Below are 19,139 nucleotides of genomic sequence, written 5' to 3' on the forward strand. Positions count from 1 at the left end.
TTTAGTATTTCCCTGACCAGTAGTTGCGGTGTTATTTAACGATGACTTGTGCGCCAGGCCCGTCTTCTGGGATGTATTCGCCGTTAGCTTCCATTTCTTCGGCGATACGGTTGGCTTCTTCGATGAGAGTTTCAACGATTTGGTCTTCGGGTACGGTCTTGATGACTTCACCTTTGACGAAGATTTGTCCTTTGCCGTTTCCTGATGCGACACCAAGATCTGCTTCGCGGGCTTCACCGGGGCCGTTCACAACACAGCCCATGACGGCAACACGAAGTGGCACTTTCATGCCTTCGAGCCCCTTGGTGACGTTTTCTGCTAATTCCCAAACGTTGACTTGTGCTCGTCCGCAGGAGGGACAAGATACGATGTCGAGTTTTCGGGGGCGGAGGTTGAGCGATTCAAGAATCTGTGAACCCACTTTGACTTCTTCAACGGGAGGAGCAGAAAGCGACACTCGGATAGTGTCACCGATGCCTTGAGACAGGAGCGCCCCGAAAGCCGTTGCGGATTTGATAGTGCCTTGGAAAGCTGGCCCAGCTTCGGTAACGCCTAAATGCAAGGGCCAGTCTCCACGTTCTGCAAGACGTTTATAGGCTTCGACCATGACGACGGGGTCGTTGTGTTTAACGGAGATTTTGAAATCGTAGAAGTCGTGTTCTTCAAAGAGTGAGGCTTCCCAGACTGCTGATTCTACGAGAGCGTCGGGAGTTGCTTTGCCGTATTTTTGGAGGAGGCGCTTGTCGAGGGATCCAGCGTTAACACCGATACGGATGGAGGTTCCGTGGTCATTTGCCATCTGCGCGATTTCTTTGACTTGGTCATCGAATTGGCGGATGTTTCCGGGGTTAACGCGAACGGCTCCACAGCCTGCTTCAATGGCGGCGTACACGTATTTGGGTTTGAAGTGGATATCTGCGATAACGGGGATTTGTGATTGTTTCGCAATGATAGGGAGCGCTTCTGCGTCTTTGTCGGTGGGGCAGGCGACACGTACGATATCGCAACCGGCAGCGGTAAGTTCAGCAATTTGTTGGAGGGTTGCACCAATGTCGTGTGTCTTGGTGGTTGTCATTGATTGCACCGACACCGGAGAGTTTGAGCCTACGCCTACGGAACCGACTTTGAATTGTCGGGTTTTGCGGCGGGGCGCAAGTGTAAGCGGGGCGGGTGCGGGCATACCTAAACTGACCGAAGCCAAGATGTTCCTCCAAAGACTTGTCGGTGGTGCGCGATGCGCACCGATACCGTTATCTATTGTGCACTAGATACCGGTGTTTTTTCGAATGCAGTGGGCTTCGCTACGAGTTTCTGCTGTAGATATAGCTCTCAGCGCAATGTTAAGAGCGTCAGTGTTGGTTTGTTCTTCCACGATATACAGCCCTTATGAGAGCGACTGTCGGTTTTGTCACAGATAATATTTTTAGAAAATATTAATGGGCTTGATGAGATCAGCAAGGATGAGCACCACAGACATCAGGATGAATGCTCCAGCAACAACCCATGTCAGTGGAAGAAGCTTTACGGGGTCAAAGGGTCCGGGATCTGCTTTTCCTCTCAGACGTGCCCAGCCTTTTCGGAGGCCCTCCCATAGCGCTCCAGCTACGTGTCCACCGTCAAGTGGCAGAAGTGGGATGAGGTTGAAGACGAATAGCATGAGGTTCATGGAACCGATTAGAGAAATGAGCGTAGCGCTTTTAGAACGTAAATCGATGCGGTCTGTTGCTGCAATTTCGCCAGCTGCTCGACCTACACCAACAACAGAAACCGGTGAGTCTGCGGGGCGTTCGCTTCCTGTTACCAGCGATTCACCCACGGCAAATACGCGTGCTGGCAGTTTGAGAACTGTTGCGCCAATACGTTCGAGGGTGTTCCCCACTTCGGGGAGAACTTGGCTAATATGCCCTGGTGTTAGTTCGCTAGTGGGGCTGACGCCGATAAATCCGACGGTCATAGTTTTGTAGGTTCCGTCGGGGTTCTTTTCATATTGTCCTGTGAGTTGGTTATAGACCGGTCTCACCGTTTCCAACGGGGTGATGGTCAGTTCTCGGGTTTGTCCATCTTTTTCAACGGTTACTGGAACAGCGTGGTTTGCGTTCCGTTGAATGAGAGAGGTGAGCTGTTCCCACGAGGTGACCTGTTCACCGGCAAAAACAGTAATAGTATCTCCAGCTATAAGACCTGCCGCGTGTGCTGGAGAATCGGGATCTGTATTGGTGCAGCTGGCACGGTTGGCTTGGTCTACGTTAGTGGCAGTGACGGTATGTACGCATTGTGAGATGGTTTCGATGGTGGTTGTGGGCTGGTATTTTCCAAAGCCGAGGATGAGCACTGCCATGCAGAGAACCCCAATGAGGAGGTTCATGGTGGGCCCGCCGAGCATGATGATAATGCGTTTGTAGACTGGCAGTTGGTAGAACAATCGGCCGTCGTCGTTTGGCGTGATACGTTCGGCGTCGATATCGCGTGCGTCTTGGTAAATCTGCGATAGGCGGTTGTGACGAGTGGTTTTTGAGGCGGGTGGGTACATCCCAATCATTGATATGTATCCGCCAAGAGGGATGGCTTTGATTCCGTATTCGGTTTCGCCTACTTTTCGGGAGAAGATGGTTGAGCCGAACCCAATCATGTATTGAGGCACTCTGACGTTGAAGAGTTTTGCGGGGACGAGGTGCCCTATTTCGTGTAAAGCGATAGAGAGAATGATGGCGAGTGTCATGATGACAACTCCCCCAATAAATAAGGCGGTACCCATGTTTGTTTCCTCTCTGCGCTGTTCGTGGTGAAATTCTTTAAACTTCACCTATCAAACCATGTTTTCGAGTGTTGTGGCAGTGCTACGCACCGTGCATTGAGCTAGTACACAGTTTTTTCTGGGATGTTAAGCGTAGTTTTTACAGTATTTTTGGTGGTTATTGTGTGCGGGGCCGAGGCGTGAGTGTTATTTGTGCAGGTTGTTCCCCTCCCTCCATAAAACAACACAAGAAAAGATGAAACCATAAGAACACAATCTCCTTATGGTCACAAAAACCCTCTGCGCAACACCTTGCAGAACTTTAACTATATGTCACCAACACAAAAACTTCACAAAAGAACACAATAGACGTTACGTATCACATAAATGCACAATAACATTTTCTAATATTTTTAAAACAGCTAGTCAAAGCATGTTTATTAATGAGATATAGAAATCGTCATTACCGCAAAACCACCACACCTTTTAACATTCAACAGCTCAATAGATACGATAAAAACGTCACATAAAAACACCGCACACACAAATAAACGCGGTACCGCAAACAGGAGTGCAGACATGACCGTTCCCACGGAATCGCACACAGCAGAGCACGACATCTTCGCCGTCGCATGGAAAGATTTCACACCAGGCCCATGGCAAGAACATGTAGACCTCAGAGACTTCATCCAACGCAACTACACCCCCTATGAAGGCGACGCTTCCTTCCTCGCCGGCCCCACCGACAAAACACTCAGAGTCTGGGACACCCTCGAAAAGAAATACCTCTCTGTAGAACGCAAACAACGCGTCTATGACGTCGACACCAACACCCCTGCAGAAATCGACGCATTCCCTGCCGGCTACATCAGCGAAGACGACGACGTCTGCGTCGGACTACAAACAGACGTCCCCCTCAAACGCGCCATGATGCCCAACGGCGGCTGGCGCATGGTCGAAACCGCCATCAAAGAAGCCGGCAAAGAACCCAACCCAGACATCAAAAAAATATTTACCGAATACCGCAAAACCCACAACGACGCAGTATTCGACATCTACACCCCACGTATCCGAGCAGCCCGTTCATCACACATCATCACCGGCTTACCCGATGCCTACGGACGTGGACGCATCATCGGCGACTACCGCCGTGTAGCACTCTACGGCGTAGACTTCCTCATCCGAGAAAAAGAAGCCGACAAACACAAAGTCGCTGACCAAGGATTCTCCGAACACTGGGCACGATACCGCGAAGAACACTCAGAACAAATCAAAGCCCTCAAACGACTCAAGAACATGGCACAAGCCTACGGATTCGACATCTCAGGGCCCGCAAAAAACGCACAAGAAGCCGTCCAATGGACCTACTTCGCATACCTCGCATCCGTCAAATCACAAGACGGCGCCGCTATGTCCATCGGACGACTCTCTGGCTTCCTCGACATCTACTTCGAACGAGATCTCGCCAACGGAACCATCACCGAATCTGATGCACAAGAAATGATCGACGCGCTCGTTATCAAACTACGCATCGTCCGCTTCTTACGCACCATCGACTACGATCAAATCTTCTCAGGAGACCCATACTGGGCAACATGGTCCGATGCAGGATTCGGAGACGACGGACGAACCCTCGTCGTCAAAACATCCTTCCGACTCCTACAGACTCTACGCAACCTCGGACCAGCCCCAGAACCAAATATCACCATCTTCTGGGACGAAAAACTTCCCGCAGGATATAAAGAGTTCTGCTCCGCTATCTCCATCGAAACATCCTCCATCCAATACGAGTCCGACCCACAAATCCGAAACACTTGGGGAGACGACGCCGCCATTGCATGCTGTGTATCCCCCATGAAGGTCGGAAAACAAATGCAATTCTTTGGTGCTCGTGTCAACGCTGCTAAAGCATTGCTTTACGCAATCAACGGTGGACGAGACGAGATGAGCGGGAAGCTCATCGTTGAAGGGTACGAACCCATCACCGGTGACGGGCCTCTCGACTTTGACGAAGTCTGGCAAAAGTATGAAGAAATGCTCGATTGGGTGATTGCAACATACGTTGAAGCACTCAACATCATTCACTACTGCCACGATAAATACGCTTATGAAGCTATTGAGATGGCGCTTCACGATTCCGACGTCATTCGAGCTATGGGATGCGGTATCGCTGGGCTATCCATTGTTGCGGACTCACTATCAGCTATTAAATATGCGAAAGTTACTCCAGTCCGCGACGAAACAGGACTCATCGTTGATTACATCACCGAAGGAGACTTCCCCGCATACGGAAACGACGATGACAGAGCAGACGATATTGCTGCAACAATCGTTCACACTGTCATGAGCAAGATTAAAGCTATCCCGCTTTATCGTGATGCTATCCCCACCCAGTCAGTGCTCACGATTACCTCAAACGTTGTCTACGGTAAAGCTACCGGAAACTTCCCTTCCGGACACCGTGCAGGAACACCCTTCTCCCCCGGCGCAAACCCCGAAAACGGTATGGATACACACGGCATGGTGGCTTCCATGCTTTCTGTTGGCAAACTTGACTATCAAGATGCTCTCGACGGTATCTCGTTGACCAACACCATCACCCCCACCGCATTGGGACGCACCAAAGAAGAACAGGTTCAGAACCTTGTAGGAATCCTTGATGCAGGATTCTTACCAGAAGAAGACTAACCGCATATAACGGTCACCCCATGGGTTACCTCGTGTTGGTATATGCCCTCATGCTGAGGCATATACCAACACATCACTTGAAAAATCTAAGGAGAAAATTATCATGGCAGTCAAAACCTTTGAAGAACGTCTTGCAGAGATGAAAGCTAACCGAGCTAACGTCCCGGCAGATCAGCATGGCCTATACCATGCAAATATCAACGTCCTCAACCGTGAGACCCTCGAAGACGCAATGGAAAACCCCGATAAATACCCAAACCTCACCGTTCGAGTCTCTGGGTATGCCGTAAACTTTGTGCGTTTGACACGTGAGCAGCAACTTGACGTTCTCTCACGGACTTTCCATCAGAGTGCATAACTCTCTTCCGCTGGTTAATGATGTCTACATCAACAGTAGAAACGATGCCGTTGGGGGAACAAGGCTTTGCTCCCCCAGCGTCTCGTCATGCAGGAGCTGGAACGTGGGGTCTTGGTGAACTCACCGATTTAGAACGAAGCGAACAGCTTAAAAGAATGAGAGAAGGGAAGTTAGGTTCTGTTCATTCTTGGGAGTTGGTTACCGCGGTAGATGGGCCTGGCACCCGTATGACAGTTTTTATGAATGGTTGCCCGTTGCGGTGCGTGTACTGTCATAATCCAGATACGTTTAACATGCGTGATGGTCAGCCAGTTGAGGCTCAAGAATTGCTCAAACGTATCAAGCGTTATCGCAAAATTTTTAAATCTACCGGTGGTGGTTTGACCATTTCTGGTGGAGAAGTTCTCATGCAACGTGCTTTTGCGTGGAATGTTCTTATGGGCGCTAAATCTTTAGGTATCCATACATGTATTGATACTTCTGGTTATTTAGGTGCAGCAGCTACCGATGATTTTCTTGAGTCAGTAGATTTAGTTCTTCTTGATGTTAAAGCTGGCGATGAGGAAACCTACCATCGTGTGACAGGACGACGTTTACAACCAACTATTGATTTTGGTGATAGGCTCAATGCTCTGGGCAAAGATGTGTGGATTCGTTTTGTGTCAGTGCCTGGTTACACCGACTCTTATGAGAATGTTGAGAACGTTGCAGATATTGTATGCCGTTGGCCTCGTTCTGTTCGCAGAGTTGAAGTTTTACCTTTTCACCAGATGGGAACAGATAAATGGCGTTCTTTGGGTCTTGACTACAAGCTTGAAGAGGTGCGTCCTCCTAGCAAAGAAGAAACAGAGCGGGTACGCCAACAATTTCGGGACCGCGGACTTACCGTCTACTAAGGTGAGTGTTACTGGGATTCCGCATTTTTTGGATAGCTCAGGCGAATAAGTATTGTTAAAGACCACGGCGGCAAGTTCTCAAGGAGCTTGCCGCCGTGGTCAACACGTTTTGGTACATCTACTATTGTGCCAGTATTTCGCCGGCACGTATACGTGCCCAGCGCTCTGCTTCTAAAACTGAGTCCAAGGTCAAGTTTTTTTCGGAACAATATGCACTTGAGGATTCGTGTTCGTCCAGTACTTTTTGAACAGTATCAATCATCGCGGTAAAAGAAATTTTCTTCGCATGGAAGGCTTCTACAGCTTCTTCATTCGCAGCATTAAATACCGCAGGGAAGGTTCCTCCACGACGTCCAGCTTCTTTAATGATACGAACAGCTGGGAACGCTTCTTCATCAAGAGGTTCGAAAGTCCATTTCTGTGCGGTATTCCAGTTACAGGCGGGTGCAACGCGAGGGATACGATACGGCCAGGTAAGACCTAACGCAATGGGTAAAAGCATGGTCGGTGGGCTAGCTTGGGCAATGGTCGTACCGTCAATAAATTGGACCATAGAATGTACCACTGATTGCGGGTGTACCGTCACATCAATATGGTCAAGGTCTATACCGAACAGGTAGTGTGCTTCTAGTACCTCAAGAGCTTTATTGACCATCGAAGCAGAGTTTGTAGTGACCACTTTGCCCATGTCCCACGTAGGGTGAGCTAGGGCTTGCTCAGGGGTCACATGTTGTAGTTGTTCTTTGGTCATGCCACGAAATGGCCCGCCCGATGCGGTGAGGATTAAACGTTCAATTTCGCTATCGTGACCAGCGCCTAGTGCCTGCGCCAAAGCAGAATGTTCAGAATCAACAGGGATAAGTGGCTGTTCAAGGGATGATTGATCTACTGCTTGGCGGACTAAAGCTCCACCAGCGATGAGAGACTCTTTATTTGCTAATGCAACCTGAGCACCAGAGGCTAAGCCTGCTAGGGTGGGGCGTAAACCGATGGAACCGGTGATTCCGTTCAGTACTATATCTGCACCGCAGCTCGCAGCTTCAGAAGATGCGTTTTCGCCGCAGATAATCTGTGGGCTGTACCCAGATAATCCATGTGCTGTGCTGTGCTGTTGGATGAGTTCTTGTAAGGTGATACGGTCTTGTTCTGTTCCGCTCGTTGCAACCAGTTCTGCACGGGTCTCTACCGCTTGTTGTGCTAATAGTTCTAGGGAGTTTCTTCCGGCAGAGAGAGCTTTGACACGAAGGGGGGCACCCTCATCGTGTAGGTGCGTTTGAGAAAGGGTGCATAAGTGCCGTAGTACTTGAAGGGCTTGAGTTCCGATAGAACCGGTTGAGCCAAGAATACTGACAGTTCGACCTATTCCAAGATGTTGTAGGTATTCGTCAGTGAGAGTTTCTAGGGGATGTGTATTTGTTCGCGGTTCAGCTGTGCCACCAAATTTCATAGTATGTAGTTTACCGTCTTTGCCGAAACACTTTGAGGACGCTAGGACCAGTAGCCATGTTTAAAATGACGATGCGAGGGTGCTAGCATCTCGGGTGAGAGCTATCAGCCTCGCATCGCACGGTAGTGATAAGTTTTTAGTTTTTTGCGCCTAGTTTGCCCCAGATGAAGAGAGCAATAAGAGAACCAATAACAGCTGTGACAATAGTGCCGAAGCTTAGTTGAGTGATTCCGTTAGAAAGGCCGGGGATGAAGGTTCCCAACCATCCGCCGATGAACGCACCAACAATACCCAATGCGGTGGTGACAATAAATCCTCCACCTTGTTTACCGGGCATGATGAACTTAGCGAGTGCACCAGCGATGAGGCCTAAAATAATCCAGGTAATAAGACCCATTTTTATCTCCCTATTTTTATGAGAGTTTCCGCTCTCTGAAAGTATGATGACAGAAAATGCTTCAACCATTAGTCATTATACCTAGATAGTCAGCAGGGTGATATTTTCTTAAGAAATTATGTTTGTGGTGAGTAATGAAAGCGACACAAAACTACTTTAAATCCAGCATAAGCTCAATACAGCGGTCCATAAATGCGTCAACTTGCGTCTCTTCATAACATAAAGAACCTACAGCGCTACGAAAAACTGCCCGACGAACCAGACTCGCAGAAAGTTCTCCCTCGCCTTGGAAATGCTGACGCAGCTTCTCACATAAGGCATCCACATCATCGACAAAATACCCTTGTACCCGTGTAGAGCTAGGGCGGCGAAAACGCTCACCCGGAGCACGGTTGATACGCCCCATCACCAATTCAGCACTTTCTTCTACCGCCTGACGCCATGTCTGACGACCATATTTTTCAATATAACGACGACGTTCCAAAGACGCGAAACGGTCTTCAACACGATCTAAGGTCGCGTCAACGTCAGCCGGATAGTAACCGCCCTGCACCGGTGTAAAACTCATGGTGCGAATAGTCGTTGAGGTCATCATCCCAGGGTGAGTTCGTCCGGCACGCAAATTTTCAAAATCCTCAACCAGCTGAACAAAGAAAGCGTCTACTTCACGCGCAGAATACCCCTGTTTCTTCGGCTCAACCAAACGAAATTCACGAAGGCGCTGACGTCTTTCTCCCATATAAACCACCTCAAAATACCTGTGAAGAAAATGTTATTCCATCACGTGTAAAACCTTAAAAAAGGAATTCAAAACCAGTAAATAGCACGTATCCAACAGCTAAACAAAAAACAATAGAATCTAACCGGTCCATCACTCCACCATGACCAGGAAGAATATTTGACATATCTTTAATGCCGATTTCACGCTTAATCATCGACTCAGAAAGATCACCAGCGGTTGCTGTTATTACCAGCGCACATGCCAAGATAACACCGAACCACCACGGATACCCTAAAAAGAAACACGAAATAACAGCCGTCAATGCAGCCCCTATCAAGGAGCCAGCAAAACCTTCCCATGTTTTTTTCGGAGAAATCGTTGGCGCCATCGGGTGTTTGCCCCAGCGTACCCCCGCTAAATACCCCCATGTGTCATTTGCAACTGCCATCAACAAAATGAGAAATATTTTGCCTGAGCCACCGTCTGTCCTAAATAACAGCAACGCTAATGCCACCATAAAAGGAACCCAAGAGGTCACAAAGATAGATCCCATCACTGACATAATCATGCCGTCTTTAGGACCAAAAAGACGCCAAATAATCTGCGCTAAAATAGCGCACACCATTGCAGTAATCATCCATTGCCCACCCCCGATATAAGCAATAAGGGGTAGGAATAATGCGCTTGCTACTGTAGGAAACAGGGGTATTCCCATACCGCGTTTCTTATTGATACCAGAAGTTACTTCCCACGTACCAACTGCAGCAGCAAGCGCACCAAGAATGACAAGAAGCCAAGGGTAGCAAAACAAACCAATGATAAGAAGAGCACCTAAAAAGGTCCCTACGAAGATAGCAGCAGGAAGGTTACGTCCCGCTTTAGAATTCTTTGACCCAGTTTGCTGTTTAACCCGAGTACCCATCAAATTTAGACCTCAAGAAGCTCCGCTTCTTTGCGCTTGAATAGCTCATCAATCTGATCAATATGCTTTTTGGTCAAAGCGTCTAGTTCTTTTTCTCCGCGAGAGCCTTCATCTTCGCCTACTTCGCCATCTTTGACCAGCTTGTCGATAGCGCTCTTTGCAGTACGACGGATATTGCGTACGGAAACACGTGCTTCCTCAGCTTTATTGCCAACAATCTTGATGTATTCTTTACGGCGTTCTTCTGTCATTTCTGGCATCACAACACGGATGACGTTACCGTCATTTGCAGGGTTAGCACCAAGGTCAGAATTACGTAGAGCCTTTTCAATATCACCAAGCGCAGACTTATCGTAAGGAGTGATAAGGATAGTGCGAGCCTCAGGAGTCTGGAAGGATGCAAGCTGCTGCAAAGGGGTAGGAGTTCCGTAGTATTCTACGGTCAATGAAGAGAACAATGAAGGATTTGCACGACCAGTACGCACATTTGCAAATTCGTTCTTAGCGGCTTCTACTGCCTTGTCCATCTTTGTTGTTGCTTCTGCTAATGATTCCTCGATCAACGGTATCTCCTTTTAATACGGTATTTTTATCAGTCACAATGACCAATAGGTATGCTCCCTATTAGTCTAGTTGATTTACTCTCTTCTTGCTTAAGACATCTCGAAGAACCAAGTGTTAATTCCGTGAAGGTGCAAAGAGCTATCAACCCAAAAGAGGCTCCCCTGCTCTCATCTGGTGTTGACAAACCAAATGAGCAGAAGAGCCTCTCATCAATATCGTTCCTCACATTGATTAAGCGGTAACGAGCGTTCCCATCTTTTCGCCAAGAATAGCTCGAGTCACATTACCATCACCTTGCATACCAAATACGCGCATCGTGACGTTGTTATCACGGCAAAGAGAGAACGCCGTCTGATCCATCACACGGATATTCTTACGCATTGCCTCATCATAGGTAAGGCTATAAAGACGTTCAGCATCGGGGTTAGTCTTTGGGTCTGCAGTGTAGATACCGTCAACACCATTTTTTGCAACGAGAACCTCATCTGCAGAAATCTCAAGAGCACGCTGAGCAGCAACTGTATCTGTCGAGAAATAAGGTAGACCAGCGCCAGCACCAAAAATTACGACGCGGTCTTTTTGCATATGGCGAATCGCACGACGGGGAATATAGGTTTCGGCAACCTGAGGCATAGTAATAGCGGATTGAACACGGGTGTCAATACCAGCTTGTTCAAGGAAATCTTGAAGAGCCAAGGAATTCATGACCGTACCTAGCATGCCCATGTAGTCTGCACGGGAACGATCCATGCCAGCGTTTGAGAGCTCTGCTCCGCGGAAGAAGTTACCTCCACCAATCACAATAGCGGTCTCTACTTTTCCAATAGTTGCAGCGATTTGTTCAGCAACTCCACGAACGACGTCAGTTGCAATACCAACTTCTCCGCCACCAAAGACTTCCCCAGATAGTTTAAGAAGAACTCGACGGCGTCCTGTGTCATCGCGATAAGTGGGGGTAGTAGCGGGCTGAGTCATGATGGAGCCTCCAAAAAGTTCTGTATTTATCATGCGTCATAAAACGCGTTCTCGTCTAATAGCATACGACAAGGGGAAGTACCGTTCTAGGTACTTCCCCTTGTTATGTTCGGCTCAATCTAAAATATTTCTATTTTTTGAGAGCAAAACAGTGAAGATTTTATTTATGCACCAACGCGGAAACGCTTGAAAGCGGTAGCGGTAGCGCCAGCTTCTTCAAGAACCTTAGCAACAGACTTGGAAGAATCTTTTGCGAAGTCCTGATCAAGCAAGGTGTTTTCCTTGTAGAAAGCTTTGAGCTTGCCTTCAACAATTTTTGGAATAATCTGCTCAGGCTTACCTTCAGCAGCAGCGGTTTCTTCAGCAACGCGCTTTTCTGCTTCAACATCTTCAGCTGGGATAGCTTCAGAGTTCAAGTATTTAGGAGACAATGCTGCAATGTGTACAGCAACATCGTGCGCTACGGTATCGGTGTTTTCACCGGTGACAGCCAAAAGAACGCCAACCTGTGCAGGAAGGTCTTTGGAGGTCTTGTGCAAGTACACAGCAATGTTTTCACCTTCAACGCGTGCTACGCGGCGAACAACAATTTTTTCGCCCAAGAGTGCGCCAGCTTCGGTGGTGAGTTCTTCAACAGTCTTTCCGTCTACGGTAGCTGCCTGAAGTTCTTCCAAAGTAGAAGCGCCAGCTGCAATAGCTGCTTCAAGAACGTTGTTACCGAATTCTACGAAAGGATCAGATTTTGCTACGAAGTCAGTTTCAGAGTTGACTTCTACCATGTAGCCGACGCCGTTTTCAACGCGTGCAGCGATAAGACCTTCAGCGGTTGCACGGCCTTCACGCTTGGTAACGCCCTTGAGGCCTTTAACGCGGATGATTTCCATTGCTTTCTGCTGGTCGCCGTTAGCCTCGTCGAGAGCTTTCTTGACGTCGAGCATACCTGCGCCGGTCTTTTCGCGCAGTGCTTTAATGTCTGCTGCGGTGTAGTTCGCCATTGTGAACTCCTTGATTGTTTTAGTTCAAAGATTTTTATACATACACACTGTCTGGGGTGTTACAGTGTGGTTTTTGCTAATGGCGCCCACCCAAAAACTTAGGTGGGCGCCATTAGTTTTATGTGAAATTACTCTGCAGATGCTTCGGTAGTTTCTGCGGTCTTTTCAGCTTTGTGCTGTTCAAGAAGCTCGCGCTCCCATTCAGCCATAGGTTCTTCAGCAGTGTTTCCCTTGCCGGCTTTTTTGTTGTTGCGTTCTAGAAGACCTTCTGCAACTGCGTCAGCAATGACGCGGGTGAGGAGGTTAACGGAGCGAATCGCGTCGTCGTTACCGGGGATGGGGAAAGCAACTTCGTCAGGGTCGCAGTTGGTGTCAAGAATTGCCACAACAGGAATGTTGAGCTTCTGAGCTTCGTCAATTGCGAGGTGCTCTTTCTTGGTGTCAACAACCCACAAAAGGCTAGGGGTCTTGGTGAGGTTGCGAATACCGCCGAGGGTGCGCTCGAGCTTTTCGTGTTCGCGACGGAGCAAGAGGAGTTCTTTTTTGGTGAACTGTGAGCCTGCAACATCGTCAAAGTCGATCTGCTCTAGTTCTTTCATGCGGTCGATACGCTTAGAAACAGTCTCGAAGTTGGTGAGCATACCGCCAAGCCAACGGTGGTTAACATAAGGCATGTTAACTCGAGTAGCCTGTTCAGCGATAGCTTCCTGAGCTTGCTTCTTGGTACCAACGAAGAGGATGGTGCCACCGTGAGCAACGGTTGCTTTAACAGCTTCGTAAGCTTTATCGATGAAAGCCAAAGACTGCTGCAAGTCGATGATGTAAATGCCGTTACGTTCGGTGAAGATGAAGCGCTTCATCTTGGGGTTCCAGCGACGGGTCTGGTGACCAAAGTGAACACCAGAGTCAAGAAGCTGGCGCATAGTTACGACTGGCATGTCGTCTCCTTTTATATAGATGTGCCGTGGCGATCCCTGATTCCAGGCTAACCGTCCACGCGCATAGTAGTTATCGGTTTACATTGGAGTAAAACACTCCCCTGGTAAAACTCATATTGTTCGAGGGAGGATACCCTGAACAATACTCAGACCTTCACCACCTCATTTGATGGACCGAAAGTTCTCAGTCTTCACATAAACCCCAGAATATATTTGAGAGGCTTTATGAAGATATTGTTTTACGCGTTGTCAGACCACTTCTACAGCGGTAAGTCACTATGTATGGTGACTTCTCGAAACCTCTCAATAAGAACCTAAGCCATAAGACTCAAAGTTTTTAGGCAGGAAGTATCGAACTGCAATAGCCAACTATACCGCATCGACACCGTCAAAAACATACGGAATACGGCGAATGTGAGCAAAAAACCAAGGTTTTCTAGAGGCAGCAGAAAACAACAACCCAGCTCATCAACAACCAGTGCACCACACCACGGTTTCTTAGCCTCTACCCCACACTGAGACAGGCACCAATATCAACCAAAATAGCGCCTTCATCAGCGAACCTAACCCTCTCAATATTAATACAGCAAAACTTACAACTATCCACAATTTTGGCCAAGCCAACGACAACGCTTCTCACCTCATTCAGCCTCGAAGAAGATAGTATTTTGCCTCTTCATACACGAAAGAACCTGACCAGATGAAAACTATGCGCGTTACCTCCCAAAGATTCACAACCCTATTCACCATCATCATGGCGATGTTCTACAGTGCCGCGAGCGCAGCCCAATCTTTCGAAAGAGCGGAACACTCACCGACTAGCTCCACCTCCGTGCATCACCGTGAACGCCAGTGGGTTTCCCCTGTTTCCGAACCATTAGAAGTTTTGAGAGCTTTTCAAAAACCTCAACAGCGTTGGGCTAAAGGTCATAGAGGAGTAGACATCGTAGCTCACGGTTCAATACGGGCACCAATGAGTGGAAAAATCATTTTTTCAGGAAAAGTTGTTGATAGGTATGTCATCACTATTGAACATGAGGATGGTTATAAATCGAGTTTTGAGCCCGTCACCCAGGCAAAAGAAACAGGTGAGACAGTATCTATTGGAGAAGTTATTGCGCAGGTAGATGAAACAGTTCAGCATTGCCCGCAACGATGTATCCATTGGGGAGTCCGCCAGAATATTGCAGGAGAGTGGGAATATATTAACCCGTTAACATTATTGTTTCTCGAAAAGCCAAGTATTCTCCTACCTGTTGCAGAAGACTTTTTAGCCTCGCACGCTCCACGAGCAAACGTTGAGGCACCTTCTATCAGCTAAGTTACCTAATTCCTGCATAAAAACACCCCACACCTACTCGCAAAAATGGTTTTGACAAGGCATAATAATAGCATTGAGGGGTGTCGAGAGACTCATACTACATATATATCACTCGCTTATTTAAGGGGGACGGAGCAACATGCTCCGCCCCTTTTGTCGTCTCCTCTACACGCCCTCACTACTCCCCTTCCCCCTATATATGTAGAGAGAACACGTGAAAAAGATATCCCCCATCTTCATCACTGCAGCTCTTATGCTCAGCAGTATCACACCAACACACGCTACGTCCTTATATGAAACACCTGAACAGCAACTAGACCAACAAGCCACTCTCCAAGAACTTACCCAACGGCACCCCTACGTAGCCGAAGAAACAGACAGGCTCATCGTCAGCTTCGCAGAAGACACCGATGCAGAAGAAAAAGCTCAAGCGCTCGATATCGCGGAAGATAAAACAGACACCCTTGAACATACTCAAATTGTTAAAGACTCAGTACTCGACGACGAAAACACCACAGTTATCCAAGTAGAGTCCCCACTCAGTCAAGAAGAACAAAACGTTGCCGTTCAAACCTTGGAAGAAGATCCTAGAATTGTAGATGCTCGGCCCGACCCCATCATCCATAACGCTCTTTCATCACAGAAAAAACGCATCACCCGCGACACATCACTTTCGACGTGGACAGCTCAACAAATTAACGCTCACAACGTAGAGCACCTCGCCACAGGAAAAAACATCATCATCGGCATCGTTGATTCAGGCGCAACACAACACCCCTCACTCCTTGCACATAGACTCAGAGGGCTAGACCTCATCAGCGACGAATTCTATGGGCGTGACGGAGAGCCTGGACGTGATTGGGACGAAACCGACACCGGAACGTACTCCCGATTTAGGTATTCTGATTGGCACGGAACTCACGTCGAAGGCGACACCAAAATTACAGCCCCAGAAGTATCCACCAAACACTTCAGAGCCATAGGAAATTCCGGAAGCGGATACCTTGCCGATTTTGCGGACGCCGTCTTTGCTGCAGCCGGTGGAAAAGTATCGGGCTTCCCTGAACAACCACCGGTAGATGTTATTAATATGTCATTAGCGTGGAAAGGCAAATGCGATCCATACCTGCAAAGAGCTATCAATTACGCTCATGCACGAGGAATCCCAGTAGTCGTTGCAGCAGGAAATTTCAGTGAAAATACAAAAGACTATGCCCCTGCTAACTGTTATCGGGCAGTAGTCGTCGGTGCAACCACATCATGGGGCGCACTAACCGCATATACGAATAAGGGGCAAGAAATAGATGTGATTGCTCCCGGAGGAACAGTAGGCGAACCTGTTATATCAACCTCAAACACGGGCCTATATCAACAAGAAAAACCAACCTACGCGGCACTAAATGGCACGTCTATGGCAGCACCACATGTTGCAGGCGTCATTGCCATGATGAAAGAAGTCAACTCTGAACTGACGGTAGAGCAAATACGGCGAATTCTTAGGGAAACCGGAACATGGACACAAGGCTATCCTCTTGTACACGCCTATAAGGCAGTGCTCACAGCAAAATCACTGGCGCCACCGGTCTACCAACTCAAAGAAAATTCGGGTATCGAGAATACTTATCGAACAACTGGTGGAATACAGGTCTACGGTGAACCAACGTCCCACGAGATCCCCCTAGCAGATGGCGCAGTAGTCCAACATTTTGAAAACCAATACTCAATTTATTGGACGTCTCAGCTGGGCGCTCACCCCGTCAAACGTTCGGGCGCTATCGGCTCATACTATACTGAGCATCATCAAAAACTTGGCTATCCAGCAATGAGTGAACAAAGACTGCCCGATGGCGGATACTATCAACGTTTCCGCAATAAACAGGGAAAAAGCACCGCAATCTACTGGTCAGCACACACCGGAACCTATACCGTATGGGAACCGGGCGCAATTGGAGTTAAACATACTCACAATGGTGGCATACGCGGCTGGGGCTACCCAACAATGAACGAATCCACGTTTAACCATGGAGCCAAACAAACATTCAAAAATATCGGAACGGGCCGAGAAACTGTTGTGTACTGGTCTGAACAAACCGGCGCACATTCTATGAACGCCCGCGGTGGCATTTTCAATACATGGGCAAAACGAGGCGGCGCCTTAACCTTAGGTTTCCCTGTCACTGATGAGAGCGACCTAAGTTTCGGCGGTGCTCAAGTAATGTATCAAGCAACCGGAAGCCAGCATCGAACCGCTATCGTGTGGCATTCCAGTACTGGGGCGAAAGTACTTAACGCCCGAGGCGCTTTTTATAATACGTGGATTAAAGATATACGGCGGTACGGGTATCCGGTAACTGACGAGATTGTACGTCATGGGCAAGCACGTATTGAATTCTCTCGCGGATATGTGTTTACGTGGTCAGAATCAGGTGGGCTCAGTATCACTCGATAAGTATTTTCCATTTGAGGTCACATACTCATGAATTTTAGCGGAGCCTCGAGACGAGTATCTGGCTCGTGCCAACGACAGGAGAAAATGGGTAGCAGAATCTGTACCTAAGGTTTATCAGCCCAACAAAATTACTGAACAGATATGAGTATCCAAGTCAGCCGCTGGACGGTATGTTCAGGATGACGAACAACCTGATAGTTAAATGCTTGTAGGGGGGAGCAAAAAGATTTTTGCTCCCCCCCCTACAAGCATTTAATATATTGCCACCATATTACAAGTTTTTAATTCAAATCCTTCTTTAGCCAAATTTTCCGCCAACCTGATATATTCTCGACCAATTTAGGTAGTTTTGCATACTCATGACGTGTATTCTTCTTTTGTTCTTTCGCTCATTGGGCGCGAAGAGGAAGGTTAGAAGTACCCAAACTGAAGTCGTAGTTATGCAGGTCTGAGCTGGAGTGAAATGCGCTTGGGTTGTCACATATGGGCTCACAAATCTCAATCAGAGTATTACGCGCCCCTCAAACATCTTAATGACACCACTGGTGTGATGTACGATATATTTCAGTTATGTGGAAGGAGCCCTATGCATAAGACTCTATTGTTCTTGGGACTCCGCTCTTCTTCCAAGACAGCCCAAAACTTAGAAGTTAAAGGCTTGAACACTCGTCAGAAGATTTTCGTTATTGCCGTCTCCCTGCTTATGTCGGCAGCCGTTTTCTACACTTCTCATTTAATAGTTAAGGATATGGGTAGCAATTTTAAGTTAGTTCCCATCTCCTTGTCTTTGTTTTCTTTAATCTTGTTAGTTCGTCAAGGAAACCAGTTTTATTCATCAGCCAAAGGGAATCCTAAAAAGGAAGACTAAAATCTAGGGAAGGTTGCTGTTGCTGAGTTTGCTACCACTTTTCTTTTTCAGCTACTGCTGCTCTTAGCCGGCTCCAATCGGAACAGTTCCTATTCAAAATTCCACCGTTGCAGAACAAACAGCTTATTCTGAAATGCTCGATGACATAAAGCAGTTTCAGAGACATCTCATCGTCATGAAAATACATAGGCACAGGACAGCCCTCCGCTTTAGAGCATGAAAAGACGCCGAAGGAGGCTTCCCTAGCTTTTCACAAGTCGTAAGAGTCTATCGTTTCTTAAATAAATCTCTATGTGAAGGATCAACTTCTACATCACGATATTTTTCCTCTATATAGCCTGCTTGAATCATGTCTTTAGTTTGCTCATATCTCTCACGAATCTCAGCACGAGACAGACCTGGCGTCCACGGTTTAGACAACAAACCTGCAACCCCAAAAACAATAAAGAACGCAAGCGCGCACACAAGACCAGCTGACAGCTCACGAGAGATGAGAAATGCTCCTAATCCAGCCAGACAAGGGAGCACTAGAAACTCCGGTAAAGCATAACCCCACCCACCTGGGTCACTGTGAGAAGCCTTGATAATAAAGGGGCGTTGAATCAGTACCACCATCAACTCACCCACAATAACCACAGCAATGATAAAGATAACGAGGTTTTGAATCCCAAAATTGAGGACAGGGAAGAAGAATGAGAGTAACCCGTACATAAGGCCTGCAAGAGATGCTAGAAGACTACTTGTCATCAGGTGCCCTACATACGCTGCGGATAGAGAAACATATTCTCGATGGTCCTGATCGTAAACATGCTTCGAGGCCATGAGTAACACTCCTATTGATTTTAAAAAACGGGTGGAGGGATGTC

At 47.7% G+C, this 19,139-nt stretch carries 17 protein-coding genes; 6 read left to right on the forward strand and 11 right to left on the reverse strand.

The genetic code is table 11. The annotated features are described in order from the left end of the window. Positions 1 to 31 precede the first annotated feature (31 nt). On the reverse strand, positions 32 to 1,201 hold the full coding sequence (gene ispG, locus ACN08Z_RS03855) for a flavodoxin-dependent (E)-4-hydroxy-3-methylbut-2-enyl-diphosphate synthase (protein WP_419103277.1): 1,170 nt from the start codon (positions 1,199 to 1,201) through the stop codon (positions 32 to 34). 222 nt (positions 1,202 to 1,423) lie between these two features. Continuing rightward, positions 1,424 to 2,755, reverse strand: a complete 1,332-nt coding sequence (locus tag ACN08Z_RS03860) for a M50 family metallopeptidase (protein WP_419103278.1) — start codon at positions 2,753 to 2,755, stop codon at positions 1,424 to 1,426. Positions 2,756 to 3,313: 558 nt separating this feature from the next. On the opposite strand from ACN08Z_RS03860, the gene pflB reads away from it, so the two are divergent. From pflB to pflA, 3 genes are all read left to right on the forward strand, one after another. Continuing rightward, a complete protein-coding gene (gene pflB / locus ACN08Z_RS03865) occupies positions 3,314 to 5,422 on the forward strand; it encodes a formate C-acetyltransferase (protein ID WP_419103279.1) in 2,109 nt (702 codons plus the stop codon). A gap of 103 nt (positions 5,423 to 5,525) precedes the next feature. After that, complete coding sequence (grcA2, locus tag ACN08Z_RS03870; RefSeq protein WP_419102155.1) at positions 5,526 to 5,780, forward strand: autonomous glycyl radical cofactor GrcA2; 255 nt, start codon at positions 5,526 to 5,528, stop codon at positions 5,778 to 5,780. A 17-nt stretch (positions 5,781 to 5,797) separates the two neighbouring features. Beyond that, a complete protein-coding gene (gene pflA, locus ACN08Z_RS03875) occupies positions 5,798 to 6,676 on the forward strand; it encodes a pyruvate formate-lyase-activating protein (protein WP_419103280.1) in 879 nt (292 codons plus the stop codon). 121 nt (positions 6,677 to 6,797) lie between these two features. Here pflA and dxr read toward each other — a convergent pair whose 3' ends face one another. The 8 genes from dxr to rpsB all read right to left on the reverse strand — a co-directional run bounded on the left by dxr (position 6,798) and on the right by rpsB (position 13,635). Beyond that, positions 6,798 to 8,123: a 1-deoxy-D-xylulose-5-phosphate reductoisomerase gene (gene dxr, locus ACN08Z_RS03880; RefSeq protein WP_419103281.1), complete on the reverse strand. Its 1,326-nt coding sequence runs from the start codon at positions 8,121 to 8,123 to the stop codon at positions 6,798 to 6,800. Between the two features lie 136 nt (positions 8,124 to 8,259). Next, entirely contained in the window at positions 8,260 to 8,520 is a 261-nt protein-coding gene (locus ACN08Z_RS03885; RefSeq protein ID WP_419103282.1) for a GlsB/YeaQ/YmgE family stress response membrane protein, read from the reverse strand. Between the two features lie 151 nt (positions 8,521 to 8,671). Continuing rightward, complete coding sequence (locus ACN08Z_RS03890) at positions 8,672 to 9,259, reverse strand: cell division protein DivIVA (protein WP_419103283.1); 588 nt, start codon at positions 9,257 to 9,259, stop codon at positions 8,672 to 8,674. Between the two features lie 55 nt (positions 9,260 to 9,314). Continuing rightward, positions 9,315 to 10,163, reverse strand: coding sequence for a phosphatidate cytidylyltransferase (locus tag ACN08Z_RS03895; protein ID WP_419103284.1), 849 nt, complete (start codon positions 10,161 to 10,163; stop codon positions 9,315 to 9,317). A 5-nt stretch (positions 10,164 to 10,168) separates the two neighbouring features. Then, positions 10,169 to 10,726: a ribosome recycling factor gene (gene frr / locus ACN08Z_RS03900; RefSeq protein ID WP_419103285.1), complete on the reverse strand. Its 558-nt coding sequence runs from the start codon at positions 10,724 to 10,726 to the stop codon at positions 10,169 to 10,171. Between the two features lie 232 nt (positions 10,727 to 10,958). Further along, on the reverse strand, positions 10,959 to 11,702 hold the full coding sequence (gene pyrH, locus ACN08Z_RS03905) for a UMP kinase (protein ID WP_419102148.1): 744 nt from the start codon (positions 11,700 to 11,702) through the stop codon (positions 10,959 to 10,961). Positions 11,703 to 11,866: 164 nt separating this feature from the next. Beyond that, positions 11,867 to 12,697, reverse strand: coding sequence for a translation elongation factor Ts (gene tsf, locus ACN08Z_RS03910; protein WP_419103286.1), 831 nt, complete (start codon positions 12,695 to 12,697; stop codon positions 11,867 to 11,869). A 128-nt stretch (positions 12,698 to 12,825) separates the two neighbouring features. After that, positions 12,826 to 13,635 carry a 30S ribosomal protein S2 gene (gene rpsB, locus ACN08Z_RS03915; RefSeq protein ID WP_419102146.1) on the reverse strand — a complete coding sequence of 270 codons (810 nt, stop codon included), beginning with the start codon at positions 13,633 to 13,635 and terminating at the stop codon, positions 12,826 to 12,828. 700 nt (positions 13,636 to 14,335) lie between these two features. Here rpsB and ACN08Z_RS03920 point away from each other — a divergent pair. From ACN08Z_RS03920 to ACN08Z_RS03930, 3 genes are all read left to right on the forward strand, one after another. Further along, positions 14,336 to 14,956, forward strand: coding sequence for a M23 family metallopeptidase (locus tag ACN08Z_RS03920; protein ID WP_419103287.1), 621 nt, complete (start codon positions 14,336 to 14,338; stop codon positions 14,954 to 14,956). Positions 14,957 to 15,170: 214 nt separating this feature from the next. Next, positions 15,171 to 17,405, forward strand: a complete 2,235-nt coding sequence (locus tag ACN08Z_RS03925; RefSeq protein ID WP_419103288.1) for a S8 family serine peptidase — start codon at positions 15,171 to 15,173, stop codon at positions 17,403 to 17,405. Positions 17,406 to 17,991: 586 nt separating this feature from the next. After that, complete coding sequence (locus ACN08Z_RS03930; RefSeq protein ID WP_419103289.1) at positions 17,992 to 18,273, forward strand: hypothetical protein; 282 nt, start codon at positions 17,992 to 17,994, stop codon at positions 18,271 to 18,273. Positions 18,274 to 18,540: 267 nt separating this feature from the next. Here ACN08Z_RS03930 and ACN08Z_RS03935 read toward each other — a convergent pair whose 3' ends face one another. Continuing rightward, a complete protein-coding gene (locus ACN08Z_RS03935; protein ID WP_419103290.1) occupies positions 18,541 to 19,095 on the reverse strand; it encodes a hypothetical protein in 555 nt (184 codons plus the stop codon). Between the last annotated feature and the right edge of the window lie 44 nt (positions 19,096 to 19,139).

This window comes from Rothia sp. P7181, from assembly GCF_048513015.1.
Taxonomy (GTDB): Bacteria; Actinomycetota; Actinomycetes; order Actinomycetales; family Micrococcaceae; genus Rothia.

What these genes read in the sequence shown, in the direction of transcription:
- ACN08Z_RS03860 (WP_419103278.1), bottom strand. Translation starts at nt 2,755, where the DNA reads ATGGGTACCGCCTTATTTATTGGGGGAGTTGTCATCATGACACTCGCC.
- pflB (WP_419103279.1), top strand. Translation starts at nt 3,314, where the DNA reads ATGACCGTTCCCACGGAATCGCACACAGCAGAGCACGACATCTTCGCC.
- grcA2 (WP_419102155.1), top strand. Translation starts at nt 5,526, where the DNA reads ATGGCAGTCAAAACCTTTGAAGAACGTCTTGCAGAGATGAAAGCTAAC.
- pflA (WP_419103280.1), top strand. Translation starts at nt 5,798, where the DNA reads ATGATGTCTACATCAACAGTAGAAACGATGCCGTTGGGGGAACAAGGC.
- dxr (WP_419103281.1), bottom strand. Translation starts at nt 8,123, where the DNA reads ATGAAATTTGGTGGCACAGCTGAACCGCGAACAAATACACATCCCCTA.
- ACN08Z_RS03885 (WP_419103282.1), bottom strand. Translation starts at nt 8,520, where the DNA reads ATGGGTCTTATTACCTGGATTATTTTAGGCCTCATCGCTGGTGCACTC.
- ACN08Z_RS03890 (WP_419103283.1), bottom strand. Translation starts at nt 9,259, where the DNA reads ATGGGAGAAAGACGTCAGCGCCTTCGTGAATTTCGTTTGGTTGAGCCG.
- ACN08Z_RS03895 (WP_419103284.1), bottom strand. Translation starts at nt 10,163, where the DNA reads ATGGGTACTCGGGTTAAACAGCAAACTGGGTCAAAGAATTCTAAAGCG.
- pyrH (WP_419102148.1), bottom strand. Translation starts at nt 11,702, where the DNA reads ATGACTCAGCCCGCTACTACCCCCACTTATCGCGATGACACAGGACGC.
- tsf (WP_419103286.1), bottom strand. Translation starts at nt 12,697, where the DNA reads ATGGCGAACTACACCGCAGCAGACATTAAAGCACTGCGCGAAAAGACC.
- rpsB (WP_419102146.1), bottom strand. Translation starts at nt 13,635, where the DNA reads ATGCCAGTCGTAACTATGCGCCAGCTTCTTGACTCTGGTGTTCACTTT.
- ACN08Z_RS03920 (WP_419103287.1), top strand. Translation starts at nt 14,336, where the DNA reads ATGAAAACTATGCGCGTTACCTCCCAAAGATTCACAACCCTATTCACC.
- ACN08Z_RS03930 (WP_419103289.1), top strand. Translation starts at nt 17,992, where the DNA reads ATGCATAAGACTCTATTGTTCTTGGGACTCCGCTCTTCTTCCAAGACA.
- ACN08Z_RS03935 (WP_419103290.1), bottom strand. Translation starts at nt 19,095, where the DNA reads ATGGCCTCGAAGCATGTTTACGATCAGGACCATCGAGAATATGTTTCT.